The sequence below is a fragment of the Hamadaea sp. genome (genome assembly GCF_013362815.1).
Lineage (GTDB): Bacteria > Actinomycetota > Actinomycetes > Mycobacteriales > Micromonosporaceae > Hamadaea.
The window spans coordinates 71,459-95,010 of record NZ_JABFVK010000035.1 but is presented as its reverse complement, the minus strand read 5'-3'; the positions used below and the strand labels follow the sequence as shown (position 1 = coordinate 95,010).

At 70.6% G+C, this 23,552-nt stretch carries 2 protein-coding genes; both read right to left on the bottom strand.

Annotation, left to right across the window (positions count from 1 at the left end):
- Positions 1–3,219 (bottom strand): type I polyketide synthase (locus HOV77_RS18275; RefSeq protein WP_290863620.1); only part of this gene is annotated, 3,219 nt, incomplete at its 3' end.
- A 9-nt stretch (positions 3,220–3,228) separates the two neighbouring features.
- Complete coding sequence (locus HOV77_RS18270) at positions 3,229–23,535, bottom strand: type I polyketide synthase (RefSeq protein WP_290863621.1); 20,307 nt, start codon at positions 23,533–23,535, stop codon at positions 3,229–3,231.
- Between the last annotated feature and the right edge of the window lie 17 nt (positions 23,536–23,552).

Sequence of the window (23,552 nt, the reverse complement as noted above, 5' to 3'; positions counted from 1 at the left end):
GAGCCCCTGGAACGCCGGGCCGTATCCGTAGCCTTCGTCGCGTAGCCGGTCGTAGACCCCGTCGACCTCGATCCGCTGAGCGTCGGCGGGCGGCCACGTCCGGAGATCACCGGGAACCGCAGGCGCTTCGGAGCCGAGTACGCCTTCCGCGTGATGAGTCCAGGGTTGGTCGGCCGGCCCGTTCGCCGCCCGGCTGTACAGCCCGACGCCGCGGCGACCGGCGTCGTCGGGCGCTGAGACCACCACTTGCAGGGCGAGATCGCCGTCGGGCGGCAGGAGAAGGGGCGCCCGGAGGGCCAGTTCCTCGATCGTTTGGCAGCCGGTCTGGTCGGCGGCGCACAGCGCCAGGTCCACCAACGCCGTACCGGGAAGCAGCAACGTGTCCAACGCGGCGTGGTCGTTCACCCACGCCTGGCGGGAGGCGGACACCCGACCCCTCAGCACCACGAGATCCGCTGAGCCGACCGAACCGGCCGCACGAAGGAAGTTGTGCTCGACCGGCAGCAGTCCCAGCGCGCTCGGATCGTCGCCGCTCGGCCCTTCGGTCAACCAGAACTGCTGGCGGTCGAAGGCGTACGTCGGGATCTGGGCCGGTCGCGGTGGCGCTCCGCCGAACAACGCCGGCCAGTCCACGTCGACGCCGCCGGTGTGGAGTTCCCCGGCGGAGAGCAAAACCCGGGACATGCCGCCTTCGTTGCGGCGCAGCGAACCGACGACCCGAGCCTCATCCAATGTCTCGCGGATGCTCACCGTGATCACCGGATGCGGGCTGACCTCGACAAAAGTCCGGTGACCCCGGTCGGCGAGCAGGCGCAGCACCGGCTCGAATCGCACGGTCTCCCGGAGGTTCCGGAACCAGTACGCCGCATCCAGGCCGGCGGTGTCCATCAGCTCGCCGGTGACCGTGGAGTAGAACGGGACGCCGGACGCGACGGGCCGGATCGACTCCAACGCCTGGAGGATCTCGTCCCGCAGTCGGTCGACCGCCACGGAGTGAGAGGCGTAGTCCACCGGAATCCGGCGGGCCCGCACTCCGGCGTCGGCGTACGCCGAAAGCAGTTTCTCCAGGTCGCCGTCCGGCCCCGACAACACGACCGACGCGGCTCCGTTGAGGGCGGCGACGCTGACGTCGGGTCCGAGGTCGCCGAGTTCGCCGGCCGGCAACGGTACTGAGATCATGCCGCCGGTGCCCGCGATGCCCAACACCGCGCGACTGCGGAGAACGACCACCCGCAACGCGTCCGCCAGCGACAGACCACCCGCCACGTACGCCGCCGCGACCTCACCCTGCGAGTGACCGACCACCACGTCCGGAGTCACACCGAGCGACCGCCACACAGCGGCCAACCCCGCCATCATCACGAACAACACCGGCTGAACGACGTCCACCCGCTCCAACGACGGCGCACCCGTCACATCCCGCAGCACATCGGCGGCCGACCAACCCGCCAAATCCGCCAGCACCTCGTCGCAATCGGCCACCACCTGACCGAACACCGGCGAAGACTCGAGCAACTCCGCACCCATGCCCAGCCACTGCGAACCCTGACCCGGGAACACCCACACCAGGCCACCACCACGGGCGGCCCGGCCGCGTACCACCGTCGTAGTGGGCTCCTCGGCGGCGAGCGCGGCGAGCGACGTACGCAGTCGCTCACGATCCTCGCCTACCACCACCGCGCGGTGTTCGAGAGCGGGCCGACGCATCAGGGCGTACGCGACCTCCTCCGGCGTGACGTCCGCATGATCATCCACATAGGTGAGAAGCTGACTCGCCTGAGCGCGTATGCCGTCGGCCGACTTGGCGGACAGAAGCAGTGGCACCGCCGCCAACGGGGAGGCCGGTTCCGGCGGCGCTGACGCCGGTGCCTCTTCGAGCACGATGTGGGCGTTGGTGCCACTGACCCCGAACGAGGAGACGGCGGCGCGACGGGGATGGTCGGCCTTCGGCCACTCCCGGGCCTCGGTGAGCAGCTTCACCTGCCCGGCCGACCAGTCGACGTGCGGCGTGGGCTCGTCGACGTGCAACGTCTTCGGCAGTACGCCATGTCGCAGCGCCATGACCATCTTGATGATCCCGCCCACCCCGGCGGCGGCCTGCGAGTGCCCGATGTTCGACTTCAGCGAGCCGAGCCACAGTGGACGATCGGCCGGGCGGTTCTGCCCGTAGGTCGCCAGCAAGGCCTGCGCCTCGATCGGATCGCCCAGCGTCGTGCCGGTGCCGTGCGCCTCCACGACGTCGACCTGGTCGGCGGCCACCCGGGCGTTGGCCAGCGCCTGCCGGATCACCCGCTGCTGGGACGGACCGCTGGGGGCGGTGAGCCCGTTGGAAGCACCGTCTTGGTTGACGGCGGTTCCGCGGACCACCGCGAGCACGGTATGCCCAGCGTGCTCGGCGTCGCTGAGGCGTTCCACCACGATCATGCCGACGCCTTCGGCCCAGCTCGTCCCGTCGGCCGCCGCGGCGAACGACCTGCAGCGGCCGTCCTTGGACAACGCCTTCTGCCGGGAGAACTCGACGAACACGTCCGGCTGAGCCATCACCGCGACACCACCGACCAGCGCCATCGTGCATTCGCCGGACCGCAGCGCTTGTGTGGCCAGGTGCAGCGCTGCCAACGACGAGGAACAAGCGGTGTCCACCGTGAGGGACGGGCCTTCGAGCCCGTACCAGTAGGACAGGCGGCCGGAGGCCACCGCGCCCGCGGCGTTGCTGTAGGGGTAGTCGTGGTACATCATGCCGACGTACACGCCCGTCTTGCTGCCCTTCAGCGAGGCCGGATCGATCTCCGCCCGCTCCAGTGCCTCCCAGGTCGTCTCCAGCAGCAGCCGTTGCTGGGGATCCATCCTGATCGCCTCGTTCGGGCCGATCCCGAAGAACACCGTGTCGAACGCGCCCGGCGTGGCGAGGAAGCCACCTTGGTCCACATAGGTCGTCCCGGGCTGCTCCCCGATCGGGTCGACGAGCGAGCCGAGATCCCAGCCCCGATCGACCGGGAACCCGCCGATCGCGTCACGGCCCTCGGCGACCAGCTGCCAGAGGTCCTCCGGCGAGGTGACCCCACCCGGATAACGGCAGGCCATTCCCACGATCGCGAGCGGCTCGTGCGACGCGGCGAGCAGCTCACGATTCTTCGCCCGGAGCCGCTCGGCCTCCTTCACCGACGCCCGCAGCGCCTCGACGATCTTGCCGTCGGCCTTCCCGTCTGCGTTGACCATGACTCGTCGTCACCCTTCCGCCGCGTCGTCGAGGGCCGCGTTGATCAAACTGTCGATGTCCATGTCGTCGATGTCCACGTCGTCGAGCGCGTCGCGCTGGGCGGGAATGGTCACGCGCGCCACCCCCGCCAGGTCGAGGAGGCTGTCCAGGAGACCGGCGTCCCGAAGGCGATGCAGCGGGATCTCGGTGAACAGCCGCCGCAACCGGTCCTCCCCTTCCTCGTCGTCCGATCCGGCGTCGGGCACCAGCAACGCGGCCATGTGCGCCGCGACCAGACGCGGGTCCGGGAAGTCGAAGACGAGGGTGGCCGGAAGCGCCAGACCAGTGGCCGCGCCGAGCGTGTTGCGCAACTCCACCGCGCTCAGTGAGTCGAACCCCAGCCCGGTGAACGCCTCATCGGGGTCCAGTGCGCCGGCGTCGGCGTGGCCCAGCACCGCGGCCGCCGTGGTCAGGACCAGCTCCAGCACGGCAGCGGTACGCTCCGGTTCGGCGAGCGACCGCAGCCGGTCGGCCAGCCCGGAGATCGGCGCGACGGTGCTGACCCGGCGACGCGTACGCCCCGGGGCGAGCGCGCGCAGCATCTCCGGAACCTCGGACGGGCCGTCGGCCAGGCTGCCCGCGTCGAGCCGCATCGCCACGACGGCACGGGCATCGGTGCCGACGGCGAGGTCCAGCAACGCCGTTCCCTCTGCGGTGGACAGTCCCACCACGCCGGAGCGGGCCATCCGGGCCCGGTCGGCCTCGGTCAGGTTCCGGGCCATCGTCCCCGAATCGGTCCACAGTCCCCAGGCCACGGACTGAGCGGGCAGACCCGATTCGCGCCGGTGCTCCGCGAGGGCGTCGAGGAAGGCGTTCGCCGCCGCATAGTTGCCCTGGCCGGCCGCGCCGAGTACGCCGGCCGCCGAGGAGAACAGCACGAACCTCGACAGGCCGGAGTCCTTGGTCAGCTCGTGCAGATGCCAGGCGGCGTCGACCTTCGGCCGCAGTACGGCGTCGATCTTCTCCGGGGTCAGCGAGCTCAGAACGCCGTCGGACAGTACGCCCGCCGCGTGGACCACGGCGCGCACGGGGAACTCGTCCGGAACCTCGTCGAGCACCCTGGCCAAGGCCGCCCGGTCGGACACGTCCGCCGCGCATACCGTCACCTGGGCGCCCTGCGCTCGCAGATCGGCCACCAGCTCGCCGGCCTCCGGAGCGTCCGGGCCCCGGCGGCTCACCAGGACGACGCTCGGTGCGCCTTGGGCCACCACGTGCCGGGCGACCACCGCACCCAGGCCGCTCGTGCCACCGGTGATCAACACCGAACCCGGGAGGTCCCAGGAAACCGCCGCCTCGGAGTCGTCCTGAGCCAGCGGCATGGGCGCCAGCCTCGGCACCCACGCCTGGCCGCCCCGGACGATCACCTGGGACTCGCCCGCGCCGACGACGATCGGCAGGTCGTCCAGCGCGGCGTCGGCCAACACGATTCGGCCCGGGTTCTCCGACTGCGCCGAGCGCACGAGACCCCACACCGCCGCCCCGGCGAGCCCACGGTCGGCCAGCACGACCAGCTTCGACGATGTCCACTTCGGATCGTCCAACCAGGACCGTAGCGTCGTCACCGCGTCACGCACAGCGGTGCGGACCCGACCCGGCACGTCGCCGTCCGGCACGGTCACGGGCAGGACGAAGACCTCGGGCATCTGGTCATCGACATCCGCCCCCACCAGCGCCCATCGAACCTCCGGCCGGGCCCCGGTCGCTGCGGGAATCCAGTCCACCTGGAACAGGTCCTCGTGGACCGCCGTGCGCACCGCGCCCAGCTGGTCGGCCGAGATGGTCCGGCTGGTGAGGGCGTCGACGCTCGCGACCGGCTGCCCGCTCATGTCGGCGATCGCGAGCGTCAACGTTTCCGGTCCGGTGTTTCGCACGTGTACGCGCAACGCGGTCGCCCCGGAGGCGAACAGCGAGACGCCGGACCACGAGAAGGGAACGCGCACCTCGCCGGGGACGGCTTGGGCGGCGTCGACCCGGGGATCGTGCAGCGCCATGTCCAGCAGCGCCGGGTGAATTCCGCACTCGGCGGCTCCCAGTCGATCCTCGGTGGGCAGCGCCACTTCCGCGTACAAGTCATTACCGGACTGCCACGCTGTGCGTACCCCTTGGAAGACCGGACCGTATTCCAGACCTGCCGCAGCCAGACCGTCGTAGAAGCCGTCGAGTTCCAACGGCCGTGCGCCGGCCGGCGGCCACTGCGTGAGCTCCCACGTCGGATCGGTGACGGACCCGCCGAGCGTGCCCTGCGCGTGCAGGGTCCAGTCGGCCGCGCCCTCGGGCCGGGAGTGGATCGCGACGATGCGGTCGCTGGACGCGGTCGGCGCGCCCGCCGAGACCTGCAGCTGGACGCCGCCGTGAACCGGCAACGCGAGCGGCGCATGGAGGACGAGTTCGGCGAGGCGGTCGCAACCGACCTGCTCGCCGGCTCGGAGCGCGAGTTCGACGAAGGCCGTGCCGGGCAGCAGCGGGCGGCCGAGGACCTGATGGTCGGCCAGCCACGGATGGGTCGCGAGCGAGAGGCGGCCGGTGAGCAGCACCTCACCGGAGGCCAGGGCCACCGCTGCACCGACGAGTGGATGCCCGAGCGCGCCCTGGCCGACCGACGCGAGATCCTTGGTCTCCTCGCCGGTGGACCAGTAGCGCTCGTGCTGGAAGGCGTAGGTGGGCAGCTCGACGCGGGCGCGGCCGGTCCGGCCGAAGTAGGCCCGCCAGTCGACCCGTACGCCCGCGACGTGCAGGTCGCCGAGGGCACTCACGAGCGTGTACGCCTCCGGCCGGTTCCGCCGCAGCGCGGGGATTAAGTCCTCCCCCATCGCGGAGAGCACGGCGTCGGGGCCGAGTTCGAGGAAGACCTGCGCGCCCGCTGCTTCCAGGGCGGTCAAGCCGTCGGCGAACCGGACGGCGTTGCGCACATGGGTCACCCAGTACTCCGGGTGGTCGACCGGAGTGAAGTCGCCGGTCACGTTCGACACCACCGGGATGGCCGCCTCGCCGAATCTCAGTCCATTCAGGACTTCCCGGAACTCGTCGAGCATCGGGTCCATCAACGAGGAGTGGAAAGCGTGGGACACCCGGAGGTGCTTGGTCTTGACGCCCTTCTCCGCCAGGGCACGTGCGACCTGCTCGACCGCGTCGGCGGCACCGGAGAGGACCACGGCTTCGGGGCCGTTGATCGCGGCGATGTCCACGCCTTCGACCAGGTGTTTCTCGACCTCGGTTGCGGACGCGATCACGGAGACCATCACGCCGCCTGGTGGGAGCGCCTGCATCAGGCGGCCCCGGGCGGCCACCAGCGTCGCCGCATCGGCGAGCGAGAGCACCCCGGCGACGTGGGCGGCGGTCACCTCACCGATCGAGTGGCCACCGAGGAAGGCAGGGCGTACGCCCCACGACTCGGTCAGCCGGAACAACGCCGTCTCCACCGCGAACAAGGCCGCTTGGGCGTACGCGGTCTGGTTCAGCAGTTCCTCGTCGGAGCCCCACATCACTTCGAGGAGTGGCCGATCCAGGTGGCGATCCAGTTCGGCCACTACCTCGTGCAGCGCGCCGGAGAACACCGGGAAGGCGTCCGCCGACTCGCGTCCCATGCCGAGCCGCTGCGAGCCCTGGCCGGAGAACAGGACGGCGATCTTCGGCTCTCCGCGTACGGCCCGGGACTCGGGAACCGTGGTCAGCCGGCTCAGCAGCTCCTCACGGTCGCTTCCGACGACGACCATGCGGTGTTCGAGACCGGGGCGGGCGGTCGCCAGGGCGTACGCGATGTCGGCCGCGCTCAGTGTCGGATCGGACTCGATCGCCGCCGCGAGCGTGGCCGCCTGACCGCGTAGTCCCGCAGCCGACTTCGCCGAGATCACCCACGGCAGCAATACTGGATCGGGCACCGGAACCTCGGCCGGATCGTCGGCGGGCGGCTGTTCCAGGATCACGTGGGCGTTGGTGCCGCTGATGCCGAACGACGAGATCGCCGCTCGCCGCGGACGACCCAGGTCCGGCCACGGGCGGTTCTCCGTCAGCAGTTCGACCGCGCCGGCCGACCAGTCCACCTGGACGGACGGCTTGTCGACGTGCAGCGTCTGCGGCAGTACGCCGTGCCGCATCGCCTGAACCAGCTTGATGATGCCGCCGACCCCGGCCGCCGCCTGGCTGTGCCCGATGTTGGACTTGAGCGAGCCCAGCCACAGCGGCCGGTCGCGATCTTGCCCGTAGGTGGCCAGGAGCGCTTGCGCCTCGATGGGGTCGCCCAGCGTCGTGCCCGTGCCATGGCCTTCCACGAGATCCACATCGGAGGCACGGAGTCCGGAGACCGAGAGCGCCTGGCGGATCACCCGTTGCTGGGACGGTCCGTTCGGCGCGGTGAGCCCGTTGGACGCACCGTCCTGGTTGACGGCGGAGCCGCGTACCACGGCGAGGATGCGGTGGCCGTTGCGGCGTGCTTCGGACAGCCGCTCGACGAGCAGCATGCCGACACCTTCAGACCAGCTTGTACCGTCGGCCGCGTCGGCGAACGACTTGCACCGCCCGTCCGGAGCCAACCCGCCTTGCCGGGAGAACTCGACGAACGAGTCCGGCGACGACATCACCGTCACACCACCGACCAACGCCAGCGAACACTCACCCGACCGCAGCGCCTGACCCGCCAAATGCAGCGCCACCAGCGACGACGAACACGCCGTGTCCACCGTGACAGCCGGGCCTTCCAGCCCGAACCAGTACGACAGGCGGCCCGACGCCACCGCGCCCGAGGCGCTGTTGTGGACGTAGTCGTGGTACATCATGCCGACGAACACGCCGGTCCGGCTGCCCTTCAGCGCGGCCGGATCGATCTCCGCCCGCTCCAGCGCCTCCCACGAAGTTTCGAGAAGCAACCGCTGCTGCGGATCCATCGCCAGCGCTTCGTTCGGCGAGATCCCGAAGAAGCCCGCATCGAAGCCCGCCACGTCGGCCAGGAACCCGCCTCTGTCCACAACGGACGTGTGCGGCCGCTTACCCGTCAGGTCGATCAGCGAATCGAGATCCCAGCCTCGATCGATCGGGAATCCGCCGATGCCCTCCCGGCCGTCGGCAACCAGCCGCCACAGATCGTCCGGCGAAGCCACCTCGCCCGGATACCGGCACGCCATACCCACGATGGCGAGCGGCTCATCCGTTGCTCCGCCGGTTGCTGCTTTCGCCTCGGACGAGGGGCGGCCGGCGTACTCGGCGGTCAGGAACCGGGCCAGCACATCGGGCGCGGGGTAGTCGAACACGAGCGTCGCAGGCAACGCCAACCCGGTCGCTGCCGCCAAGCCGTTCCGGAACTCGACTGCGCTCAACGAGTCGAAGCCCAGTCGGGTGAACGGGAGCGCGGGAGCGAGCGCCGCCGTGTCCCGATGACCGAGGACGGAGGCGGCCTGTGTCAGGACGACGTCCAGCAAGATCGATTCGCGTTCCTCGGCCGGAGCGGCGAGGACCCGCCGAGCCAGCCCTCCCGCCGCCGGAGCCGTTCCGGCCTGCCGACGCGTACGCACGAGGCCGCGCAGCAAGTCCGGAACGTCACCGACCTGGCCCGAGCCGTCCAAGCGCATCGCGATCAATGCGGGCGCGCTGACGGCGACTGCGGCGTCGAGCAGAGCCGTGCCTTCCCCCTCGGACAGGGCGAGCACTCCGGAGCGGGACATCCGGGCTCGGTCGGCGCTGCTCAAGTGGGCGGTCATCGCACTGGTCTGCGCCCAGAGTCCCCAGGCGACCGACTGCGCCGGAAGACCCTGCTCGGCCCGGAGGGCGGCGAGGGCGTCCAGGAAGGCGTTCGCCGCCGCGTAGTTGGCCTGGCCGGGAGCGCCGAGTACACCGGCGACCGAGGAGAACAGCACGAACCTCGACAGGCCGAGCTCCCGGGTCAGCTCGTGCAGCAGGTACGCCGCATCCACCTTCGGCCGGAATACTGTGCTCACCTTCTCCGGGGTCAGCGAGGTGAGTACGCCGTCGTCGAGTACGCCCGCCGCGTGCACCACCGCCGCGAGGGGATACTCACTAGGAACCTGCGTCAGCGCCGCCGACAGCGACTCCCGGTCGGCCGCATCGCCCGCGACGATCGTGACGACTGCGCCTCGCGTACGTAGATCGGCCGCCAACTCTTCGGCGCCCTCCGCTGCCGGGCCACGGCGGCTCAGCAGCAGGACGCTAGGGGCACCCCGATCGACGACGTGGCGAGCCGCCACCGCGCCTACTCCGCCGGTGCCGCCCGTGATCAACACGGTGCCGGGCAGATCCCAGGACACAGCGTGCTCCGGGATCGGCGTCCTGGTCAGCCGGGGGAACCAGAGCCGGTCGCCCCGGATCGCCACCTCGGTTGCGCCGCTCTGCACAGCGGCGGCGAGCAGCTCAGACTCCGTCACAGCGTCGACCAACACGATGCGGCCCGGGTTCTCCGCCTGAGCCGCCCGCACCAGTCCCCATACCGCGGCCTGCACCGGATCGGGCACGCCATCCGCGGTCGACATCCGCACAGCGCCACGGGTGAGCACGACGATCCGGCCCGCCGAGGACCGCTCGTCGCCCAGCCAGTACTGGATCGCCGCGAGCGTGGACGTCGTGGCCGCCAGAGCCCGCTCCGGAAGAGTGCCAGCGGTGTCGGCGACGGGAACCACGATGTCCTGGCCGAGATCGCCGGTCGAGAGGGACTCGTCGCCGGGCACCCAGTCCACCTGGTACAGACAATCGGCGATCGCCGGGCCGGACTGGACGAGCTGGTCGGCCGACACTGTGCGTACGGCGACGGAGACGACGCTCGCCACCGGACGCCCGGCCGGATCGGCCAACCGCAGCGACATCGCGTCGCCGTCGAGGCTCCGCAGGTGAACCCGGAGTCGCGTCGCGCCGGTCGCGAACAGCGACACCCCGGACCACGCGAACGGGACCTTCGCCTCGCCGTCACTCTGGTTCGCCGTGATGCGGGGGTCATGGAGCGCTGCATCGAACAGTGCCGGGTGCAACCCGTACGCCTGTGCCGCTTCGTGGACCGCTTCGGGCAGCTCGACTTCGGCGTACAGGTCGGTATCGGAGCGCCAGGCAGCTCGTAGTCCCTGGAAGACCGGGCCGTAGACGAGGTCCGCCTCGGCCAGACCGGCGTAGAAGCCGTCGACGTCCACCGGGTGCGTACCGGGCGGGGGCCACTCGGCGAGCTCCCAATCCTGCGGATCGGCCTCGTCGCTCAGTACGCCCTGCGCGTGAAGAGTCCACTCCCCCGCGTTCTCCAGCCGCGAGTAGACGCTCACGGATCGAGTGCCCCTGTCCGTCCCTGCTCCGACCGAGACCTGGATGGTCACCGCGCCCTGCTCGGGCACGACGAGCGGCGCTCGCAGCACGAGTTCGTCGAGCCGTCCGCCGGCCTGGAGCGCAAGCTCGACCAGGCCGGTCCCGGGGAACAACATCTGGCCCAGGATGCGATGGTCGGCCAGCCACGGATGGGTCGCCAGCGAGAACCGGCCGGTGAACACCTGCGCGTCCGACCCGGCCAGGGGTACGGCGGCACCCAGCAGCGGATGCGTCACCGAGCCGAGCCCGGCGGCCGCGGGGTCGGTGGCGTCCGCCTCGACGCGCCAGTAATGGGACCGCTGGAAGGCGTACGTCGGCAGCTCGACGGCGGTGCTTCGCCGCTCGCCGAGCAGGGCGGACCAGCGGACGGGCACACCCGCCACGTGGAGGTCGCCCAGCGCGGTGATGACCGTGGCCGCCTCTTCGCGGTTACGCCGCTGCGCCGGGATGAAGGTCCCCTGGCCTTCTGCCATACCGGAGAGCACGGCGTCTGGCCCGAGTTCGAGGAAGACTCGTGCTCCGGCCGATTCCAGCGCCTGAACCCCGTCGGCGAACCGGACCGCGTTGCGGACGTGGGTCACCCAGTACTCCGGGTCGCTCACCGGGGTGAAGTCGCCGGTCACGTTCGACACCACCGGGATCGTCGCCTCGCCGAACGACAGTCCATTCAGGACTGCGCGGAACTCATCCAGCATCGGGTCCATCAGCGAGGAGTGGAACGCGTGCGACACCCGCAGTTGCTTGGTCTTCACACCGCGCCGCTCCAGCTCGGCCACCACGCGCGCCACGGCCTGCTCAGCGCCGGAGAGAACCACGGCAGCGGAACCGTTGATCGCCGCGACGTCCACGTGTGCGCCGTCTGCCAGCGCGTCGTCTGCCAGCATTGGGAGAACGTCGGCCTCGGATGCCGCGACGGACACCATCACGCCACCGGATGGGAGCGCCTGCATCAGCCTGCCCCGGGCGGCCACCAGTTTCGCCGCATCCGATAGGGACAGCACCCCGGCGACGTGCGCAGCGGTCACCTCACCGATCGAATGACCGCCCACGAAGTCCGGGCGTACGCCCCACGACTCGGTCAGCCGGAACAACGCCGTCTCCACCGCGAACAACGCCGGCTGTGCGTACCCGGTCTCGTTCAGGAACTCCGCATCGTCGCCCCACATGACCTCCAGCAACGGCCGATCCAGCAAGCCGTCCAGGGCGCCAACGACCTCGTTCAACGCCGCAGAGAAGACCGGGAAAGCCGCATACAACTCCCGGCCCATCCCGAGACGCTGCGAACCCTGCCCCGAGAACAGCACCGCCACAGATGGCGTCGTGTGCACAGCCGAAGACGTGTCGACGGAAGCCAACGCGGCCAGGAGCTCGTCACGGCTGGACCCGGTGACCACCGCCCGGTGTTCCAGCACTGGCCGCCGCATGAGCGTACGCGCAACGTCGAGGTCGCTCAGCTCGCCGTTCCCCGCCGCGTACGCCGCGAGAGCAGCCGCCTGCGCCCGCAAAGCCGGGCCGGTCCGGGCCGACAGCATCCAGGGGATCACCGGGAGCGCAGTGTCGGACTCGGCACGAACCTCATGCTCAACCGGGCCTTGTTCCAGGATCACGTGGGCGTTCGTGCCGCTGATCCCGAACGACGACACGGCGGCGCGCCGGGGACGGTCGAGATCGGGCCACTCCCGCGCCTCGGTCAGCAGCTCGACCGCACCGGCCGACCAGTCCACGTAGGACGACGGTGTGTCCACGTTCAGCGTCCGGGGCAGTACGCCGTGCCGCATCGCCAGGACCATCTTGATGATCCCGGCGACGCCGGCCGCCGCCTGCGCGTGCCCGATGTTGGACTTCAGCGAACCCAGCCACAGCGGTTCGGCCCGATCCTGCCCGTACGTGGCCAGCAGCGCCTGCGCCTCGATCGGATCACCCAACGTCGTGCCCGTGCCGTGCGCTTCCACGGCATCGACGTCGGCGGCGGACAACCGGGCGTTGGCGAGTGCTTGCCGAATCACCCGTTGCTGCGACGGCCCGTTCGGCGCGGTCAGCCCGTTGGACGCACCGTCTTGGTTCACGGCGGAGCCGCGTACCACGGCCAGGATGCGATGGCCATTGCGGCGTGCTTCGGACAGCCGCTCCACCAGAAGCATGCCGACACCTTCAGACCAGCTCGTGCCGTCGGCCGCATCCGCGAACGACTTGCACCGGCCGTCCGGAGCCAACCCGCCTTGCCGGGAGAACTCGACGAACGAGTCCGGCGACGACATCACCGTCACACCACCGACCAACGCCAGCGAACACTCACCCGACCGCAGCGCCTGACCCGCCAAATGCAACGCAACCAGCGACGACGAACACGCCGTGTCCACCGTCACCGCCGGACCCTCCAGCCCGAACCAATACGACAGACGACCCGACGCCACCGCGCCGGAAGCGCCACTGTGTGCGTAGTCGTGGTACATCATCCCGACGAACACGCCGGTCCGGCTGCCCTTCAGCGCGGCCGGATCGATCTCCGCCCGCTCCAACGCCTCCCACGAAGTCTCGAGAAGCAACCGCTGCTGCGGATCCATCGCCAGCGCCTCGTTCGGCGAGATCCCGAAGAAGCCCGCATCGAAGCCCCCGGCGTTGTCCAGGAAGCCGCCGCGGTCCACACTGGACGTCTCCGGGCGACGACCGGATAGGTCGATCAGCGAATCAAGATCCCAGCCCCGGTCGAGCGGGAATCCGCCGATGCCCTCCCGGCCGTCGGCGACCAGCCGCCACAGTTCGTCGGGAGAGGTGACTCCACCGGGGAACCGGCACGCCATACCCACGATTGCGAGGGGCTCATCCGAGACCGTGGTGGTCGCGACGGAAGTCGCCACCGAGGAACGGCCGGCCAGTTCGTCGCTCAGGAATCGGGCCAGCACATCGGGAGCCGGATAGTCGAACACGAGCGTCGCCGGCAACGCCAACCCGGTCGCCACCGCCAAGCCGTTCCGGAACTCCACCGCACTCAAGGAGTCGAAACCCAAGCTCGTGAAGGCTTGCGCGGGGTCGATCCGCGAGGCGTCGGCGTGCCCGAGGACGGCCGCGACGTGGTCGAGCACGACGCGCAGCGCCAACGCCGCTCGCTCTTCGTCAGACGCGATCGAAGACGCGGCTTCGAGCACCGGCGCACCCGACGTCGCGGTCCCGAGCTTGCGGCGGGCGCGTCCGCGTACCAAGCCACGCAGAAGATCCGGGATCATCCCGGCCGACGCCAGTGCGCCGGGGTCCAGCTTGAGCGCCACCAACGCCGGTTCGCCCGCCGCACCCGCGACGTCGAGAAGCTCCGTTCCGTCCGCAATGGACAATGGAAGGACGCCGGCCCGAGCCATCCGAGCGCGATCGGCTTCGCTCAGCCTCGCCGTCATCGCGGTCTCTTGCTCCCACAGCCCCCACGCGATCGACTGCGCGGGCAGGCCCTGCTCGACGCGGAAGGCGGCCAATGCGTCCAAGTAGGAGTTGGCGGCGGCGTAGTTGCCCTGTCCCGGCGCGCCGAGCACCCCGGCGGCCGCGGAGAACAGCACGAACGCCGACAAGTCCAGGTCCGCGGTCAGCTCGTGCAGGTGCCACGCGGCGTCCATCTTCGGCCCGAGCACCGCGTCCAGTCGCTCCGGCGTCAGCGATTCAAGGACGCCGTCATCGAGTACGCCGGCCGCGTGCACCACGGTCCGGAGCGGGAACTGCGGCGGGACCTGGCCGAGCACCTCCACGAGTGCGTCTCGATCAGCGACGTCCGCTGCGCATACCACCACTGCGGCGCCGCTCTCGCGCAGCTCGGCCACCAGTTCGGCCGCCCCCGGCGCACTCTCGCCACGACGGCTCACGAGCACTACGCAGGAAGCTCCCCGGGCGACCGCATGCCGCGCGACGACCGCACCGAGGCCGCCCGTTCCGCCGGTGATCAGCACCGAACCGGGCAGGTCCCATGCGATACCTGAACCGGCGGCCGGCACTCGGACGAGGCGGGGGACGAAGACCTCGCCGTCGCGTACCGCGACCTGCGATTCTCCGGAGCCGATGAGCAACGGCAGATCCGCGACACCAGCGTCGGCCAGCACGATGCGACCGGGATTCTCCGACTGGGCTGAGCGCACCAGGCCCCAGACGGCGGAACCCGCGAGGCTCCGATCCGCCAGCACCACGAGCCTGGTCGCGGCGGCCCGCTCGTCGGCCAGCCAACCCTGGATGGATCGAAGAGCTTCGTGCACCGCGACCCGGGCATCCGAGTACGCCGTGAGGTCGAGGACCGCCACGTCGGCCAGTTCCCTGGTCCCGACCGCGTCCAAGGCGTACCAGTCGATCTGCTGTGGAACGACCTCGGACCGGGACCATTCCACGCGGAAGAGGGCGTCGCTGGGCCGGGTGACCTGCGCGGCGGTGACCGGGCGGGAGAGCAGCGCCTCGACGGAGAGCACCGGCCGGCCGGACTGGTCGGCGACCCGGAGCGTGACCGCGTCACCTTGGGTCGGAGTGACCTGGACGCGCAGCGAGCTCTGGCCCGCCGCGTGGAGCGCGACCTTCGACCACGCGAACGGCAGCGCGACCTGAGCCTCGGCGCGACCCAGGGCCACCGCGTGCAGCGCAGCGTCGAGCAGACCGGGGTGTACGCCGAACTCACCCGTGCCGGCACTCTCAGACAGCGCGACCTCGGCGAGCACGGTCCCGTCCGCGAGCCAAGCGTTGCGCAGCCCCCGGAACGTGGGCCCATAGTCCAGACCGGCCTCGGCGAGGTCGTCGTAGAAGGTCGTCAGGTCGACGTGCTGCGCGCCGGTCGGCGGCCACTGATCGAGCACCCAGGACGGTTGCGTGGCATCGGGCGCGAGCCGCCCGTCGGCGTGCAGCACCCAGTCGTCGCTCGCGTCGTCCTCGTGGCGCGCGTGCACGGAGATCGGACGGATGCCGTCGTCAGTGGGAGCGCCGACGGTGACCTGAACCTGGACGCCGCCGTGCTCCGGCAGGACGAGGGGAACGTGGAGCACGAGCTCCTCGACGAGTGGGCATCCACAGTGGTCAGCGGCGAGCACCGCGAGTTCCACGAACCCGGTGCCTGGCAGCAGAATCCGGTCCAGGATGCGGTGATCGGCCAGCCACGGATGCGTCGCCACCGACAACCTGCCGGTGAGTACGAGGCTGTCCGATCCGGCCAGCGCCACCATGGCACCCAGCAGCGGATGCTCGACCGCGCCCTGGCCGACCGACTCGGGATCTGCCGTCTCGTCGGCGGTCATCCAATAGTGCGTACGCTGGAAGGCGTAGGTGGGCAGGTCGACCCGGGTCGCGCCCGACCCCGCGAAGTACGCGCTCCAGTCCACCCGGGCACCGGCGGTGTGCAGAGCTCCCAGCGCGTTGACCATCGTCAGCGGTTCTTCGCGGTTTCGCCGCTGAGCCGGGATGAAGGTGCCCTGGCCTTCTGCCATTCCGGAGAGCACGGCATCCGGGCCGAGTTCGAAGAAGACCTGCGCTCCCGCTGCTTCCAACGTCGTGATGCCGTCGGCGAATCGGACGGCGTCGCGGACGTGCGTGACCCAGTACTCGGGGTTGTTCACCGGGGTGAAGTCGCCGGTCACGTTCGACACGACCGGGATCGTCGGCTCTGTGAACGTCAGTCCATTCAGGACTTCGCGGAACTCGTCCAGCATCGGGTCCATCAATGCCGAGTGGAACGCGTGCGACACCCGCAGTTGCTTGGTCTTCACGCCCCGTTCTTCCAGCACGGACACGACGCTCGTCACCGCGTCTTCAGCACCGGACAAGACGACCGAAGCCGAGCCGTTGACCGCCGCAATGTCCACGCACGCGCCATCCGCCAGCGCGCCGTCCACCAGCCCGCCGTCCGCCAGCAGCGGGAGGACGTCGGCTTCCGGAGCGGCGACCGACACCATCACCCCACCGGCAGGAAGCGCCTGCATCAGCCTGCCCCGGGCGGCCACCAGTTTCGCCGCATCCGCCAAGGACAGCACCCCGGCGACATGCGCGGCGGTCACCTCACCGATCGAATGCCCGCCCACGAAGTCCGGGCGTACGCCCCACGACTCGGCCAACCGGAACAACGCCGTCTCCACCGCGAACAACGCCGCCTGGGTGTATCCCGTCTGATCGAGCAACTCCGCATCGTCGCCCCACATCACGTCGAGCAACGGCCGATCAAGGTGCTGATCGAGTTCGGTAACGGCTTCGGACAACGCCGAAGCGAAGACCGGGAAAGCCGCATACAACTCCCGGCCCATCCCGAGCCGCTGCGAACCTTGGCCCGAGAACAACGCCGCCAACTTCGGTTCGGCGCGGACCGCCCGGGACTCCGCGGTCGACAGCGCGGCCAGTCCGCGCAGCAGCTCCTCGCGGTCGGACCCGGCGACGACGGCCCGGTGCTCCAGCAGCGCCCGCTCGGTGATCAGCGAGTACCCGACGTCCACCGGCCGCAGTTCGGGCTCTGATTCCACAAAGGATGCCAACTTCGACGCCTGGGCTCGGAGCCCTTCGGCCGATCTCGCCGACAGCGCCCAGGGGACGATCGCACCGGATGATTCCCTACCCGAGTCCCCCTGTAGCGCGGCCCGCCCGGAGACGGACTGTTCGATGATCACGTGCGCATTGGTTCCGCTGATCCCGAAGGACGACACGCCGGCCCGGCGCGGACGCCCGAGTTCGGGCCACTCCCGAGCCTCGGTCAGCAACTCCACCGAACCGGCTGACCAGTCCACGTGCGGAGTCGGCTCGTCGACGTGCAACGTCTTGGGCAGTACGCCGTGTTGCATCGCCAGGACCATCTTGATGACGCCACCGACCCCGGAAGCCGCCTGCGGATGGCCCACGTTGGACTTGAGCGAACCCAACCACAGTGGACGGTCGACCGGCCGCCCCTGGCCGTAAGTCGCCAACAGGGCCTGAGCCTCGATGGGATCACCCAGTGTTGTCCCGGTGCCGTGCGCTTCCACGACGTCGACGTCGGCGGCGGACAATCGGGCGTTGGCCAGCGCCTGCCGGATCACCCGCTGCTGCGACGGTCCGTTCGGCGCGGTCAGCCCGTTGGACGCACCGTCCTGGTTCACCGCCGAGCCGCGTACCACGGCGAGAATGCGGTGGCCGTTGCGTTCGGCGTCGGACAGCCGCTCCAGCAGGAGCATGCCGACGCCTTCGGACCAGCTCGTGCCGTCGGCGGCGGCGGCGAACGCCCGGCTGCGCCCGTCCGGGGAGAGCGCGCGCTGGCGGGAGAACTCGATGAAGTTGTCCATGCTCGCCATGACCGCGACGCCACCGGCCAGTGCCAGCGAGCAGTCTCCCGCCCGCAGCGCCTGGATCGCCAAATGCATCGACACCAGTGAGGAGGAGCAGGCGGTGTCGACGGTGACCGCCGGCCCTTCGAGGCCGAGGACGTACGCGACCCGGCCGGAGGCGATGGCCCCGGTGCTGTTGTTGTGCGCGTAGTCGTGGAAGGCCATGCCGACGAAGACGCCGGTCGGCGAACCCTTCAGTGACATGGGATCGACACCGCTGTGTTCCAGCGCTTCCCAGGAGGTCTCCAACAGCAGGCGTTGCTGCGGGTCCATCGTCCGGGCTTCCTTGGGGCTGATTCCGAAGAACTCCGCGTCGAACTCGGCCGCCCCGTAGAGGAAGCCACCCTGGTTCACGTACGTGGTGTCCTGGCGTCGCCCGGTCGGATCGAAGTGGCGTTCGCCGTCCCAGCCGCGATCGGTGGGGAAGCCGGAGACGACGTCGAGGCCCTCCGCGACGATCCGCCAGAGCGCCTCCGGCGTGTTCGCGCCGCCCGGGTATCGGCAGGCCATGCCGACGATCGCGATCGGCTCGGTGGTGCTCACGTCGATCGTCGCCGGGCGTACCTCGACCGCGTCGCCGCGGACTTCGCTCAGCAGATAGCGGGCCAGCGCCAGCGGCGTCGGGTGGTCGAAGACGACCGTCACCGGCAACCGCAGACCGGACGCGGCGGCCAGCCGGTTGCGGAACTCCACGCTGGTCAGCGAGTCGAATCCCAGGTCCTTGAACGGCCGGTCCGGGATCAGCGAGCGTACGGACTCGAACCGGAGCACGAGCGCCGCCTGGTTGAGCACCAGGTCGAGCAGCGCCCGTTCCCAGTCCGGCTCGGGCAGCGCCGCCAACTGCCGGCGCAGCACACCCGACTCGTCCTTCGTGCCCGCCGTGCGGCGGCGCACCTGGGGGACGAGCGTACGCAGGACGTCGGGCATATTCTCGCCCCGGGCGCGCAGCATGGCCAGGTCGAGTCGGATCGGAACGACGGTGGCTTCGCCGGTGCCGAGCGCCGCGTCGAACAGGGCCAGCCCTTCGTCGTCGGCCAGTGCGAAGACGCCGCCCTGCGAGATCCGGGAGATATCCGTGCTCGACAGCGAACCCGTCATTCGACCGGCCCGCGACCACAGCCCCCAGGCGAGCGACTGAGCGGCCAACCCGGCCGACCGGCGATAGCTCGCGAGCGCGTCGAGGTACGCGTTGGCCGCCGCGTAGTTGCCCTGTCCCGGCGAGCCGAGGAGGCCGGCCGCCCCGGAGAACAGCACGAAGGCGGCCAGGTTCATGTCTTGGGTCAGTTCGTGCAGGTTCCACGCCGCATCGGCTTTTGGCCGCAGTACGGCGTCCATCTTCTCCGGCGTCAGCGAGCCGATGACTCCGTCGTCCAGCACACCGGCGGCGTGGACGACCCCGGTCAGGCGTACGCCGTGCAAGAGCGAGGCCAGCGCCTCCCGGTCGGCCACGTCGCACGCGACGATCTGGACGTCGGCACCGAGCTCGGTCAGCTCCGCCTTCAGCGACTCCGCGCCGGGGGCCGCCGGACCGGCCCGGCCGACCAGAAGCAGCTCGCGTACGCCGTACTCGGTGACCAGGTGGCGGGCGAACAGCGCGCCCAACGCACCCGTGCCGCCGGTGATCAGCACCGGACCCGTGCTCAAGTCGGGTGCTTCGGTTGCGGGGCTGAGCCGGGCCAGGCGCGGGGCGTACATCTGCCCGTCGCGTACGAGCACCTGCGGCTCACCGGAATTGAGCAAGACAGAGATGTCGACGTCGCCGTCGAGCAGGATGATCTGACCCGGGTTCTCCGACTGGGCCGACCGCACCAGGCCCCATACTGCGGCCGCGGCGGGATCGGTCACCTCGCCGACCGCGCCCCGCGTACGCACGACGAGCTTGGCATCGGCGTACCGGTCCTCGGCGAGCCAGCGCTGCAGAACCTCCAGGGTCAGGGAAGTGGCCGCCCGGAGGTCGTCCGGTCGCAGCCCCCCGGGCACGTTCAGCACGACGACGTCGGGCACCGGTTCGTCGTCCACAATCGACGCCCAGTCGATCCAGGAGACTTCCCCGGTTTCCGCTGCCGCGACCGGCACCCAGTCGACGCGGTAGAGCGAGTCGGCGGCGTGAGCCGTGGCCCGCTCGTCCATCGCGAGATCCCGCCAGGACAACGTGTCCGCCGAGAGCACGGGGTCACCGGCTTCGTCCGCCGCCTCGATCGCGACGAGCGTACGGGCGTCCCACGCCATCCGGACCCGGATCGTGGTCGCACCCGTGGCGTGCAGCCGCAGGCTGGTCCACGCCGCGGGCTCCGCCACCGCCCCGTCCGGTACGCCGCCCATAACCGCCGCGTGCGCGATGCCCTCCAGCAACGCCGGGTGCATCCGCAGTCGCCCCGCCTCCGATCGAGCCTGCTCGGGCAGCTCGACTTCGGCCAGAACCTCCTCGCCGCGTCGCCACAGTGTGCGTACGCCTCGGAAAACCGGACCGAGCTGCAACCCGGCCGCCGACAGCTGGTCGTACGCGCCTTCGAGCGGAACCGCCGTCGCACCTCGCGGCGGCCATTCGCCGACCGGGGACGCGGAGGCGGTCACGCGAGGGCTGAGCCGCCCGGAAGCGTGCCTGATCCACGGACCGTCGGCATTCTCGCGAGCGAACACCGCGAGTTCGCGGCGGCCGGTGTCGTCCGGCGCACCCACGCTGACCTGCAGCTGCACGCCGCCCTGAGCGGGCAGCAGCAGCGGCGCGCCCAGCGTCAGCTCGTCGAGCAGCCCGCAACCGACCTCGTCGCCCGCGCGGATCGCCAGTTCCACAAAGGTCGCACTCGGTACGCGGACCGAACCGTTGCTGACATGGTCGGCAAGCCATCGCTGGGCCGTGGCCGAGAGCCGGCCGGTGAGCAGCAGACCCTCGGTGCCGGCCAGCATTACCGACGCCCCGAGCAGCGGATGGTCGGCCGATTCGAGCCCGGCGGCGGTGACGTCACCGGCGCGCTGTGGCTCGTCGGGCCAGTAGCGGGAGCGCTGGAACGGATAGGTCGGCAGGTCGGCCGGGCGCGCGCCCGAGCCGGCGAACACCGTCCGCCAGTCGACCGGCGCACCCGCGACGTACGCCTCGGCGACCGAGACGAGGAACCGGCGTAGGTCGCCTTCGTCGCGGCGCAGCGAGCCGAGCGCGACCGCCCGGGCGCCCGTGGCGGCGATCGTGCCCGACAGTCCGACGAGAAGCCCGGGATGAGGGCTGGCTTCGACGAACACGCCGATGCCGTCGGCGAGCAGCGCGCGGGTCGTCTCCTCGAAGCGGACGGTGTGGCGCAGGTTCCGGTACCAGTACCCGGCGTCGAGGCCGCTGGTGTCGAGCACTCCAGCCGTGACGGTCGAGTAGAACGGCACGTCGGACGGCTGCGGGCTGATCCCGGCAAGCTCGGTGCGAATCCGGTCCTCGACCTGTTCGATGAAGGCCGAGTGCGAGGCGTAGTCCACGGGGATGCGGCGGGCCTGCACACCATCGGCCACAACCGCCTCGTACAACGAATCCAGCGCGTCGGTCCGTCCACAGACGACGACCGACTCGGGACCGTTGACGGCGGCGATCTCCAACCCGTCGCGCAACCGTTCGCGGACCCGCTCCACGGGCAGCGCGATCGACATCATGCCGCCCTGACCGGCCAGCTCCTCGCGGATGATGCGGCTGCGTACCGCGACCACCTTCGCGCCGTCGGCGAGGCTGAGGGCTCCCGCGACACACGCCGCCGCAACCTCGCCCTGCGAATGCCCGGCCACGGCCGCCGGCTCGACGCCCATCGAGCGCCAGGCCTCGGCCAGCGACACCATCACCGCCCACAGCACCGGTTGCACGACGTCCACATCGTCCAGTCCCGGCGCTCCCGGCCGCTGCCGGAGCACGTCGATCAGGTCCCAGTCGACGTGCGGGCGGAGCGCCTCGGCGCACTCCGCCAACCGGTCGGCGAACGGACCGCAGGCATCGAGCAGCCCCACCGCCATGCCCGGCCATTGCGAGCCTTGCCCGGGAAACACGAACGCGACGCGCGCGGTCTCGGCGCTCACACCCGAGATCACATTCGCGGTCTCCTGGCCCGCCGCCAGCGCCGCGAGACCCACAGCGCCGTCGAACACAACCGCGCGATGCGACAGCGAGGTCCGCGACGTGGTCAGCGAATAGGCCACGTCCAGCAGTTCAGGTCCTTCAGAAGCATCCAGGAGTACGCCGATCCGGGCGGACTGCGCGCGTAAAGCGTCCTGCCCCCGACCGGACAACACCAGGGGCACCACGTCGGGCGAACGTCGTGGCTCGACGGCCTCCGGCTCGGGCTCCGGCGCTTCTTCGAGGATCACGTGCACGTTGGTGCCGCTGAGCCCGAACGAGGAGACGCCCGCACGTCGCGGGTTGTCGTCCCGGGGCCAGTCGCGGGCTTCGGTCAGGAGCTCCACCGCGCCGGCGGACCAGTCGACGTGGCTGGTCGGCTCGGACACGTGCAGCGTCTTCGGGAGTACGCCGTGCCGCAGCGCCATGACCATCTTGATGATGCCGCCCACCCCGGCCGCAGCCTGCGAGTGGCCGATGTTGGACTTGAGCGAGCCAAGCCACAGTGGACGGTCGGCGGGCCGGTTCTGCCCGTAGGTCGCCAGCAGCGCCTGCGCCTCGATCGGATCGCCCAGCGTCGTCCCGGTGCCGTGCGCCTCGATGACGTCGATCTGCGACGTCGTCAGGCGGGCGTCGGCCAGCGCCTGCCGGATCACCCGCTGCTGAGCCGGCCCGCTCGGGGCGGTGAGCCCGTTGGCCGCACCGTCGGAGTTGACCGCCGAACCGCGTACGATCGCGAGAACGGGGTGCCCGTTGCGGTGCGCGTCGGACAGTCGCTCCAGCAGGATCAGTCCCGCGCCCTCCGACCATCCGGTGCCGTCGGCGGACTCGGAGAACGGCTTGCAGCGCCCGTCCGGCGCCAGTCCCCGTTGCCGGCTGAACGCGACGAACGGCACCATCGTCGACATCACCATGACACCGCCGGCGAGCGCCATTCCGCACTCGCGGCGGCGGAGCGCCTGGACCGCCAGATGCAGGGCGACCAGCGAAGACGAGCAGGCCGTGTCCACAGTGACCGACGGACCTTCGAGCCCGAGGGTGTAGGAGATGCGGCCCGAGATGACCGACGCCGAAGTCCCGGTGGCGAGGTACGCCTCCACGATCTCCGCGTCGGCGTCCAGGTCCCGGTAGTCCTGCGCTCCCGTGCCCGCGAACACGCCGACCTGAGCGCCCCGCATCGAGTCCGGCGCGATGCCGGCCCGTTCGAAGGCCTCCCAGGCGAGTTCGAGCATGATCCGCTGCTGGGGGTCGGTGGCGAGCGCCTCGCGGGGGCTCATCCCGAAGAACTCGGGGTCGAAGTCTCCGGCGTCGTGCAGGAAGCCGCCCTCCCGCACGTAGCTGGTGCCCACCAGCTCCGGGTCGTCGCTGAGCAGGTCGAGGTTCCACCCGCGGTCGGCCGGGAAGCCGGAGATGCCGTCGCGTTCCCCGGCGACGAGGTCCCACAGCTGCTCGGGTGAGCCGACCCCGCTGGGATACCGGCAGGACATCGCGACGACGGCGATCGGCTCGTGGTCGGCCTCCTCGGCCTCCCGCAGGCGGAGCCGGGTCTGCTGGAGGTCAGCCGTGACTCGCTTCAGGTACTCCAGCAGCTTCTCGTCATTGGCCATCGTCACTCACGCATCCC